Origin of the sequence: Kitasatospora sp. NPDC088264, assembly GCF_040685715.1 — a bacterium.
GTDB lineage: Bacteria > Actinomycetota > Actinomycetes > Streptomycetales > Streptomycetaceae > Kitasatospora.
Genome location: NZ_JBFBIR010000005.1, coordinates 207,076 through 216,370, shown reverse-complemented (window position 1 = coordinate 216,370; position 9,295 = coordinate 207,076). Strand labels below are relative to the sequence as shown.

The 9,295-nt window shown below is 72.3% G+C and carries 10 protein-coding genes; 4 read left to right on the top strand and 6 right to left on the bottom strand.

Going from position 1 to position 9,295, the window contains the following annotated elements:
- Positions 1-131 precede the first annotated feature (131 nt).
- Positions 132-485 (bottom strand): iron-sulfur cluster insertion protein ErpA, encoded by a 354-nt coding sequence (gene erpA, locus AB0O82_RS07075; RefSeq protein ID WP_030391519.1) that lies wholly within the window; start codon positions 483-485, stop codon positions 132-134.
- A 246-nt stretch (positions 486-731) separates the two neighbouring features.
- On the opposite strand from erpA, the gene AB0O82_RS07070 reads away from it, so the two are divergent.
- Positions 732-1,592 (top strand): GNAT family N-acetyltransferase, encoded by an 861-nt coding sequence (locus AB0O82_RS07070; RefSeq protein ID WP_363580970.1) that lies wholly within the window; start codon positions 732-734, stop codon positions 1,590-1,592.
- A gap of 91 nt (positions 1,593-1,683) precedes the next feature.
- Here the strand turns inward: AB0O82_RS07070 and AB0O82_RS07065 are convergent, their stop codons facing one another.
- The 3 genes from AB0O82_RS07065 to AB0O82_RS07055 all read right to left on the bottom strand — a co-directional run bounded on the left by AB0O82_RS07065 (position 1,684) and on the right by AB0O82_RS07055 (position 4,874).
- Positions 1,684-3,051, bottom strand: a complete 1,368-nt coding sequence (locus AB0O82_RS07065; protein WP_244293334.1) for a pyridoxal-dependent decarboxylase — start codon at positions 3,049-3,051, stop codon at positions 1,684-1,686.
- 219 nt (positions 3,052-3,270) lie between these two features.
- Positions 3,271-3,735, bottom strand: a complete 465-nt coding sequence (locus AB0O82_RS07060; RefSeq protein WP_363580968.1) for an Lrp/AsnC family transcriptional regulator — start codon at positions 3,733-3,735, stop codon at positions 3,271-3,273.
- 215 nt (positions 3,736-3,950) lie between these two features.
- Complete coding sequence (locus AB0O82_RS07055; RefSeq protein WP_363580966.1) at positions 3,951-4,874, bottom strand: NADP-dependent oxidoreductase; 924 nt, start codon at positions 4,872-4,874, stop codon at positions 3,951-3,953.
- Between the two features lie 231 nt (positions 4,875-5,105).
- Here AB0O82_RS07055 and nadA point away from each other — a divergent pair, with 231 nt between their 5' ends.
- The gene (gene nadA / locus AB0O82_RS07050; RefSeq protein WP_363580982.1) at positions 5,106-6,278 is read left to right on the top strand and encodes a quinolinate synthase NadA; all 1,173 of its coding nucleotides are present in this window, start codon (positions 5,106-5,108) and stop codon (positions 6,276-6,278) included.
- An 86-nt stretch (positions 6,279-6,364) separates the two neighbouring features.
- Here the strand turns inward: nadA and AB0O82_RS07045 are convergent, their stop codons facing one another.
- The gene (locus tag AB0O82_RS07045; RefSeq protein ID WP_363580964.1) at positions 6,365-6,658 is read right to left on the bottom strand and encodes a hypothetical protein; all 294 of its coding nucleotides are present in this window, start codon (positions 6,656-6,658) and stop codon (positions 6,365-6,367) included.
- A 37-nt stretch (positions 6,659-6,695) separates the two neighbouring features.
- Positions 6,696-7,499 carry a PspA/IM30 family protein gene (locus AB0O82_RS07040; RefSeq protein ID WP_363580962.1) on the bottom strand — a complete coding sequence of 268 codons (804 nt, stop codon included), beginning with the start codon at positions 7,497-7,499 and terminating at the stop codon, positions 6,696-6,698.
- A 298-nt stretch (positions 7,500-7,797) separates the two neighbouring features.
- Here AB0O82_RS07040 and AB0O82_RS07035 point away from each other — a divergent pair, with 298 nt between their 5' ends.
- Positions 7,798-8,388, top strand: coding sequence for a DUF3043 domain-containing protein (locus AB0O82_RS07035; RefSeq protein WP_350886323.1), 591 nt, complete (start codon positions 7,798-7,800; stop codon positions 8,386-8,388).
- A 158-nt stretch (positions 8,389-8,546) separates the two neighbouring features.
- Entirely contained in the window at positions 8,547-9,287 is a 741-nt protein-coding gene (locus AB0O82_RS07030) for a methyltransferase domain-containing protein (RefSeq protein WP_363580980.1), read from the top strand.
- Positions 9,288-9,295 lie beyond the last annotated feature (8 nt).

Sequence of the window (9,295 nt, the reverse complement as noted above, 5' to 3'; positions counted from 1 at the left end):
TCAGCGAGATGGCCGGCGCCTCGGCGAGCTGGACCGGGGCGCGGGTGAGGATCAGCCGGGCCTCGGCGAGGTCGTCGAGCCCCCGGGGCCGCCTCCGTACTGCGGCTCGAACGAGCGTCGAGCGGTGCTGCCTAGCTGAACGAGTCGCCGCAGGCGCAGGAGCCGGTGGCGTTCGGGTTGTCGATCGTGAAGCCCTGCTTCTCGATGGTGTCGACGAAGTCGACGGTGGCGCCGCCCAGGTACGGGGCGCTCATCCGGTCGGTGACGACCTTGACACCGTCGAAGTCCTTGAGCACGTCGCCGTCGAGCGAGCGCTCGTCGAAGAACAGCTGGTAACGCAGGCCGGAGCAGCCACCGGGCTGGACGGCGACGCGAAGTGCGAGGTCGTCGCGGCCCTCCTGCTCCAGCAGGCCCTTGACCTTGGCCGCGGCGGCATCGGTAAGGAGGATGCCACTCTCGACGGTGGTCTCGTCCTGGACGGTCATCTGCTTTCTCCCGGTCTTTGACGACGGTTTGCCCCCAGTGCCAACCAACGGCCGTCCGGATTCATTTCCCGAACGGCGATTGTCTTCGTCGGCTTGCTGGTGGCGGAATTTCCGTGGGCCGGGTGTGCCACCCGCGTCCCCTACGCTCCCCATGCTCGCACAACCCGGGAGGGTGGGTCACCGCCCGAGCCGCGGAATCCGGGGAACCGGCCCCGGGCCGGACCCGCGGACGCCAGGATGGTGGCCATGATCCTGCGCCAGGTCAGGGACACCGCCGCCGACGCGGAGGCCGTCCAGGAGCTTTCCCTCGCCGCGTTCGCCGATCCGGCCCTGCCCGGTCCGGCGCCCGCACGGACCCCGCTGCAGCTCGCCCGGACCAGACATCTGGCACGCACCGATCCGGAGGGCTGCTGGCTGGCGGAGAGCGGCGGGGAGCCGGTCGGCGCGGTGCTGTCGATGCGCCGGGAGGGCCTGTGGGCGCCGTCGCTGTTCGCGGTCCGGCCGCAGGCGCAGGGCAAGGGCGTCGGGCGGCTGCTGCTGGAACGGGCGGCGGCACACTCGCGGGGCTGCCTGCGCGGGATGGTCTGCGCGTCGGCGTCCCCGGCGGCGGCCCGCCGCTACCGGCTGGCCGGGTTCACCCTGCACCCGGCGATGCGGCTGACCGGGCGGGTGGACCGGGCCGGGCTGCTCGACCCGGGGGACATCCCGGTGCACCGGGGCGGCGCCGTCCACCGGCACCTGCTGGACTCGGTGGACCGGCGGCTGCGCGGGTCCGCGCACGGCCCGGACCACGAGCTGATGCTGGGCCACTTCGAGGAACTGCTGATCGCCGACGCGCTGGCCGGCAGCGGCTACTGCTACCGGGACGGCGGCGAGGTGAAGCTGCTGGCGGCCACCACCAAGCGGATCGCCGCCCGGCTGCTGCGCGAGGCGCTGGCCCGGGTGCCGGACGGGGTCGAGGCGCGCGTGGAGTTCCTGACCGCCGAGCAGGAGTGGGCGCTGGACGTCGGCCTGGAGGTGGGGCTGACCCCGCGGAGCCGGGGCTTCGTCGGGCTGCGCGGGATGCGGCCGCCGGCGCCGTACCTGCCGAGCGGCGCCTTCCTCTGAACCACGGGACGACGGAACGACTGGACGACTGGACGACGGGCCCCCCGCCGGCTGCCTGCTCCGGCGGGGGCCACGGGTCACCGGGGGCCGATCAGGCCATGGTGTCCAGGATCTCCCGGACCATGTCCATCGTCGTGCCCGGGTGCAGGAAGGCGAAGCGGGCGACCGTCTCGCCGTCCCAGCCGGTGGGGGTGACGAAGCCGATCTGGTCCGCGAGCAGCTGCTGCGACCAGCGGTAGTAGTCCTCGTTGGTCCAGCCCTTGCGCTTGAAGCAGACGGCCGAGAGCTGCGGGTCGAACAGCAGCTCCAGGTGGTCGGTGTCGCGGATGAGCTGGGCGGTGTCCCGGGCGAGCGTGAGGCCGGCCTCGATGGCGTCGGTGTAGGCCTGGGTGCCGTGGACGGCGAGGGAGAACCACAGCGGCAGGCCGCGGGCGCGCCGGGTGAGGTGGTAGGCGTAGTCGGTGGGGTTCCACTCGTCGCCCTCGGTGTGCAGGACGTCGAGGTAGGAGGCGTCCTGGGTGTGCACGGCCCGGGCGAGCTGCGGGTTGCGGTAGATCAGCGCGGCGCAGTCGAAGGGGGCGAACAGCCACTTGTGCGGGTCGACGACGAAGGAGTCGGCGTGCTCGATGCCGTTGTAGCGCTCGCGCACCGAGGGGGCGAACAGGCCCGCGCCGCCGTAGGCGCCGTCGACGTGGAACCAGAGGTCCCGCTCGCGGGCGACCTCGGCCAGGCCCTTGAGGTCGTCGACGATGCCCTCGTTGGTCGTCCCGGCCGTGCCCACGACCGCGATGACGGTCTCCGGGTTCGGGTCGGCGGCCAGCGCGGCGCGCAGCGCCTCGCCGGTGAACCGGCGGTTCACGGTGGGGACCTTGAAGGCCTCGACGCCGATGATGTTGAAGGTGTTCTTGACCGAGGAGTGGACCTGGTCGGCGACGGCGATCCGCAGCCGCGCCTCCGGCCCGACGCCAAGCTTGCGGCGGGCGGTGTCGCGGGCGACGACGAGGGCGGAGAGGTTGCCCGCGGAGCCGCCGGAGACGAAGGTGCCGCCGGCCGAGGCGGGCAGGCCGGCGCGGTCGGCGATCAGGCGCAGCACCTGGTTCTCGGCGGCGATCGCGCCGGCCGCCTCCAGCCAGGAGATGCCCTGCAGGGACGCGCAGGAGACCACCATGTCGAAGAGCAGCGCGGCCTTGGTCGGGGCGCACGGGATGAACGACAGGTAGCGCGGGCTGTCGGCGGAGATCACCGCGCGGGACAGCTCGTGGTCGTAGAGCTTGAGCACGTCGGCGGGGGCGTTGCCGTCCGCGTTCAGCAGACCGGCCAGCTGGGCGCGCAGGTGCTCGCCGTCACCGGGGTGGTCGAGCGGGACGGGGTCGTACTGCAGCCGGTCCCGCATGTAGTCGAAAACCAGGTCGACCAGTTCGTTGTCGGGCCGGTGCATGCGGTCGGGGGCTGCGGACACGGCTGTCCCTCTCGGCTGTGGGGTGTCGGGGGATGCCCGGTCGGCGGGGCGGTTCACCGCGTGGACCGGACGTGATCAGCGTAGGCAGCGGGAGGGGTTCGCCGCGCGTCGGAACCCGGCTGGTCAGGCAGCTTTCGGGCGTCTTCGGGCCGGTCCGCGCAGGATTCCTGCGCACCGGCCGGAGGGGGCCGGACGGGGGCCGGCGGGCCAGGGCGCGCCCTAGCCGATGAGCTGGGAGAGGACGACCGAGGAGCGGCTGCGCTGGACGCCGGGCTCGCGGCGGATGCGCTCGATGACGGCCTCCAGGTGCCGCATGTCGGCGGCGCGCAGGTGGACCAGGGCGTCCGGGTCGCCGGTGACCGTCCAGGCGGCCACCACCTCGGGGAACTGGCGCAGGCTGGCGAGGATCTCCTCGGGGGCGGTCCGCTCGCGGCAGTAGACCTCGACGAAGGCCTCGGTCTGCCAGCCGAGCACCGACGGGTCGAGCACCACGGTGAAGCCCCGCACCACGCCGCGCGCCCGCAGCCGGTCGATCCGGCGGCGCACGGCGGTGGCGGAGAGGTTGACCTGGAGGCCGATCTCGGCGTACGAGGCGCGGCCGTCGCGGCCGAGCCGGGCGAGCAGGAGCCGGTCGGTCTCGTCCAGGTCGGTCCCGACCACCTCGTGCGCTCGGCTGCTGGTCATCGGTGCGGGGCTCCACGGGTCGTACGGGTCGGTTGCGGCCTCGGGCGGCGGGCCCTCGGACGGAGGGCGGTAGGGGCGGCTGCCGAAACGGTTCGCCAACCATTCTGGCGGATGTCAGGAGCGAGTTCACCGCTGGCAGATGACGGCCGGTGGTCCGTCGGTGGTCCGCCGCCGGTCGGCAGCCGGTCCGCCGTCAGTCCGGCGTCAGTCCGCCGTCAGTCGGCCAGCAGGACGATCTTGCCCCGGGTGCGGCCCTCGGCGCTGAGCGCCTGGGCGGAGGCCGCCTGGGAGAGCGGGAAGGTGGAGGCGACGGTGACGGTCAGCCGGCCGTCGTCGGCCAGCGCAGCCAGTTCGGCGAGGTCCGCGGCGTCCGGGCGGACCCAGACGTAGTGGCCGCCGAGGGCCTTCACCCCGAAGTCGGTGATCGAGGCGATCCGGCTCTGGTCCGCCACCAGGCTCGCCGAGAGCGGGACGGCGCCGTGGCCGACCAGGTCGAGGGCCGCGTCGATCCCGCCCGGGGCGAGCGCCCGGACCCGGTCGGCCAGGCCCTCGCCGTAGAGCACCGGCTCGGCGCCGAGGCCGCGCAGGTAGTCGTGGTTGCGCTCGCCCGCGGTGCCGATCACCCGGGCTCCGAGGGCCCGGGCGATCTGGACGGCCAGGTGCCCGACCCCGCCGGCCGCGGCGTGCACCAGCAGGGTCTCCCCCGCCCGCAGCCGCAGTGCCTTGAGGCTCTGCAGCGCGGTGAGCCCGGCCAGCGGCAGGCCGCCGGCCTGGGCCCAGTCCAGTGCGGCCGGCTTGCGGGCGAGGGTGCGGACCGGGGCGGAGACGAGTTCGGCGTAGGTGCCGTGCTCGACGGTGTCCTTGCGGACGTAGCCGTAGACCTCGTCGCCGGGCGCGAACTCGGTGACGCCGCCGCCGACGGCGCGGACCACGCCGGCCAGGTCCCAGCCCATGACGAGCGGGAAGTGCGCGTCCAGCAGGCCGTCCAGGGCGCCGTCCCGGATCTTCCAGTCCACCGGGTTCACCCCGGCCGCCCGCATCCGCACCAGGACCGAGTCCGGACCGACCTTGGGGTCGGGCAGGTCGGTGTACTCGACGACTTCGGGGCCGCCGTAGCGGTTGATCGCGATTGCCTTCATGGCCTCAGCCATACCCGGGCCCGGCCGGATATCGATTCGGCCACGCGAGGACCACCCCAAAACGGTCATCCGGTTCCGCCAGGGTCCGATTCGGCGAGCGGTTCTCGTCACATCGACAGGATGGCCATCGTCACTCTGACACCAACCGGCTATCATAGATAGCGTCAGATAGACGAAAAGGCTTCAGGCTTGATCGGCCGCACAGAAGGGCACCCGCCCGTGACCACCACCATCACCGAGACCCACGGCGTCGACCCCACTCCGACGCCGCTCGCTCTGCTGCTGCTCGGCCGCGAGGCCGACCCGAACAGCGAGCGCGGCGTCGAGTGCCCCGGCGACCTCCCCCCGGCCTCCGACCCGAACCTCGTCGAGCGCGCCCGCGCCGCCAAGGCCGCGCTCGGTGACCGCGTCTTCATCCTCGGACACCACTACCAGCGCGACGAGGTGATCGAGTTCGCCGACGTCACCGGCGACTCCTTCAAGCTCGCGCGGGACGCGGCGGCCCGCCCGGAGGCCGAGTACATCGTCTTCTGCGGCGTGCACTTCATGGCCGAGTCCGCCGACATCCTGACCGGCGACGCCCAGCAGGTCGTCCTCCCGGACCTCGCGGCCGGCTGCTCGATGGCCGACATGGCCACCGCCGAGCAGGTCGCCGAGTGCTGGGACGTGCTGACCGACGCCGGCATAGCCGACGTCACCGTCCCGGTCTCGTACATGAACTCCTCCGCCGACATCAAGGCCTTCACCGGCAAGCACGGCGGCACCATCTGCACCTCCTCCAACGCCGAACGCGCCCTGGAGTGGGCCTTCGAGCAGGGCCAGAAGGTCCTGTTCCTGCCCGACCAGCACCTCGGCCGCAACACCGCGGTGCGCGATCTGGGCCTCTCGCTGGACGACTGCGTCCTGTACAACCCGCACAAGCCGAACGGCGGCCTGACCGCCGAGCAGCTGCGGGACGCCAAGATGATCCTGTGGCGCGGCCACTGCTCGGTGCACGGCCGGTTCAGCGTGGACTCGGTGAACGACGTGCGCGAGCGGATCCCCGGCGTCACCGTGCTGGTGCACCCCGAGTGCAAGCACGAGGTCGTCTCGGCCGCCGACATGGTGGGCTCGACCGAGTACATCATCAAGGCGCTGGACGCCGCCGAGCCCGGCTCCAAGTGGGCCATCGGCACCGAGCTGAACCTGGTCCGCCGCCTGGCCAAGGCCCACCCGGACAAGGAGATCGTCTTCCTGGACCGGACGGTCTGCTTCTGCTCCACCATGAACCGGATCGACCTGCCGCACCTCGTCTGGGCGCTGGAGTCGCTGGTCGAGGGCCGGGTGCCGAACGTGATCACCGTCGACCCGGAGACCGAGAAGTACGCCAAGGCGGCGCTGGACCGGATGCTGGCCCTGCCGTAGCCGGCCCGGCCGCCGGGACACGACGAAGGGCGGGTCCCCTCCCACCGGAGGGGACCCGCCCTTTCGTCTGGCACCGGCCGCGGCGGCTACTCGGGGTAGCCCGGGATCACACCCTCGCCGTCGGCCATCAACATCTCGCGGACCTCGTCGATCGTCGCCTCGGCGCTCGGCAGGATCAGCTCGGACGGCGCCAGTGAATCCAGCGGCACCGGAGTGCCGAACTGCTTCACCGCGTCCAGCAGCTTGCCGTAGGCCCGACGGAAGTGCTCCGCGTCCCCCGACTCCACTGCGGTGACGAGCTCGGCGTCGAGCTCGTTGAGCAGGTTCAGGTGGGACTCGCCCACCTCGTACTGCCCCTCACCCATGACCCTCATGATCATGCCGTGCGTCTCCCTGGTTCGTGGGATGGAGCTCAGATCACTTGTTGTAGTTGATGCGCGGGGTGTCCTGCTGCGGCTGGGCCTGCGGCTGCTGCGAATTGCCCTGCTCGATCGCGGCCGGACCGGAGGACGGGCCCCCCAGCTCGGCCTTCATCCGGGCCAGCTCCAGCTCGACGTCGGTGCCGCCGGCCACCCGCTCCAGCTCGGCCTCGATGTCGTCCTTGCGGCCGAGACCGCTGGAGTCGTCGAGCGCACCGGACGCCAGCAGCTCGTCGATCGCACCGGCCCGGGCCTGCATCTGGGCCGTCTTGTCCTCGGCCCGCTGGATGGCCAGGCCGACGTCGCCCATCTCCTCCGAGATCCCGGAGAAGGACTCGGCGATGCGGGTCTGCGCCTGAGCGGCGGTGTAGGTGGCCTTGATGGTCTCCTTCTTGGTGCGGAAGGCGTCCACCTTGGCCTGCAGCCGCTGGGAGGCGAGCGTGAGCTTCTCCTCCTCGCCCTGGAGGGCCTGGTACTGCGTCTCCAGGTCGGTGATCTGGGACTGCATGTTGGCCCGGCGGGTCAGCGCCTCGCGCGCGAGGTCCTCGCGGCCCAGGGACAGCGCCTTGCGGCCCTGGTCCTCGTACTTCGCCGACTGCTGCTGGAGCTGGGTCAGCTGGAGTTCCAGGCGCTTGCGCGAGGTCGCGACGTCCGCGACGCCACGCCGTACCTTCTGCAGCAGTTCGAGCTGCTTCTGGTAGGAGTAGTCGAGCGTCTCTCGGGGATCCTCCGCCCGGTCCAAGGCCTTGTTCGCCTTGGAGCGGAAGATCAACCCCATACGCTTCATGATTCCGTCGCTCATGGGCCTCGGGTGCCCCCTTCTCCGGCCTGCGGTCTCTATCTCGATACCAGACACGACGAGTGTATGTGCAGCGAGCCCGTCGCCGCAGTGCACCTGCCTGCTACAAGACTGCTACAGCGACCAGCGGAGTTCCTCCTCCCCCGGGTGGATCCGCCTCTCATCCCCTCCATAGTCCATCCGATTGATCCCCTACGGGAAGGGGCCGGGAAACCCCGGCGGGCGCCGACCTCGCGGATTGATACGCGTTTGGGTCCGAGGGGACCCCGAGAAGCCGCCCGGCACCCCGTACGCTGGTGGTGTGTTCCGACGCCGTTCAGATGATGCAGCCGCCTCCGCCACCGTGCTGGAGAAGCCGGACGAGACCCGCCACCCCCAGGCCAAGAAGGGCCGGCCAACGCCCAAGCGCAGTGAGGCCGAGGCCAACCGGCGCACCCGGGTGACGGTGCCCAAGGACCGCAAGGAGGCCGCCCGCCAGGCCCGCGAGCGGATGCGCTCCGAGCGCGAGAAGCAGCGCACCGCGCTGCTGGAGGGCGACGAGCGCCACCTGCCGGCCCGTGACAAGGGCCCGGTGCGCAAGTTCGCCCGCGACTACGTGGACGCCCGCTGGTCGCTCGCCGAGTTCTTCCTGCCCGCCGCCGTGGTCATCCTGGTGCTGAGCATCATCAAGGTGCCCGCCATCCAGCTGCTGTCCACGCTGCTGTTCCTGCTGTTCTTCGTGCTGGTGATCCTGGACTTCGTCCGCCTCGGCTTCGGTCTGCGCAAGCAGTTCGCCGAGCGCTTCGCCGGCCAGAACACCCGCGGCGCGGTCGCCTACGGCCTGATGCGCATCCTGCAGATGCGCCGGCTGCGACTGCCCAAGCCGCAGGTGCGGCGCGGAGAGAAGCCCTGACCGCCGAACCGGTGGACTCCGGCTGGGCCCCCCCTTCCTGGGAGGGGCCCGGCCTGTACGCGTTGCCGGGGCAGGGGGACGGCGGCCACGACCGGATCGGCCAGGAGCGCCGGCTGCCCTCGCGCAGCGGCTCCTTCGCCGGCGGTACCGGCGCCTGGCTGGACCGGCTCGGCGGACTGCGCAACTTCGTCCGCCAGGAACTGGTCTCCCGGCAGCTCGCCGAGCAGCTGGCCGGCCGCACCGCGCAGCGCGTCCTCGACATCGGCTGCGGCCAGGGCACCCAGGCGCTGCGCCTGGCCCGGGCCGGCCACTACGTCACCGGCATCGACTCCGACCCGGTCGCGCTCGGCGTCGCCCAGGGGGCGCTCGCCGAGGAACCGCCGGAGGTTGCCGGCCGGCTGCAACTGCTCAGCGGCGACGCCCACCAGTGCGGGCGCTGGTTCGGCCCGCGCAGCTTCGACGTGGTGCTCTGCCACGGCGTCCTGATGTACCTGCCCGCCCCCGACCCGATGATCGCCTCGCTGGCCCGGCTGCTGGCCCCGGGCGGGCTGCTCTCGCTGCTGGTCCGCAACCGCGACGCGCTCGCCCTGCGGCCCGCCGCCGCCGGGGACTGGCGGGCCGCCCTTCACGCCTTCGAGAGCGACCGGTACTACAACCGGCTCGGGCTGGCCGCCCGCGCCGACCGCCTCGCCGACCTCACCGTCACCCTCTCCGAGGTGTCGGTGCCGCTGAAGCACTGGTACGGCGTACGGGTCTTCACCGACAACGCGCCCGACGACGCGACCCCGCCGGTGGACGGGCGGCAGCTCGCCCAGCTGCTGGAGGCCGAGGACCGGGCCGGCCGCACCGACCCGTACCGGCAGGTCGCCGCGCTGCTGCACGTGGTCGGCGCCAAGTAGCGGCCCCG

What these genes read in the sequence shown, in the direction of transcription:
- erpA (WP_030391519.1), bottom strand. Translation starts at nt 485, where the DNA reads ATGACCGTCCAGGACGAGACCACCGTCGAGAGTGGCATCCTCCTTACC.
- AB0O82_RS07070 (WP_363580970.1), top strand. Translation starts at nt 732, where the DNA reads ATGATCCTGCGCCAGGTCAGGGACACCGCCGCCGACGCGGAGGCCGTC.
- AB0O82_RS07060 (WP_363580968.1), bottom strand. Translation starts at nt 3,735, where the DNA reads ATGACCAGCAGCCGAGCGCACGAGGTGGTCGGGACCGACCTGGACGAG.
- AB0O82_RS07055 (WP_363580966.1), bottom strand. Translation starts at nt 4,874, where the DNA reads ATGAAGGCAATCGCGATCAACCGCTACGGCGGCCCCGAAGTCGTCGAG.
- AB0O82_RS07045 (WP_363580964.1), bottom strand. Translation starts at nt 6,658, where the DNA reads ATGATCATGAGGGTCATGGGTGAGGGGCAGTACGAGGTGGGCGAGTCC.
- AB0O82_RS07040 (WP_363580962.1), bottom strand. Translation starts at nt 7,499, where the DNA reads ATGAGCGACGGAATCATGAAGCGTATGGGGTTGATCTTCCGCTCCAAG.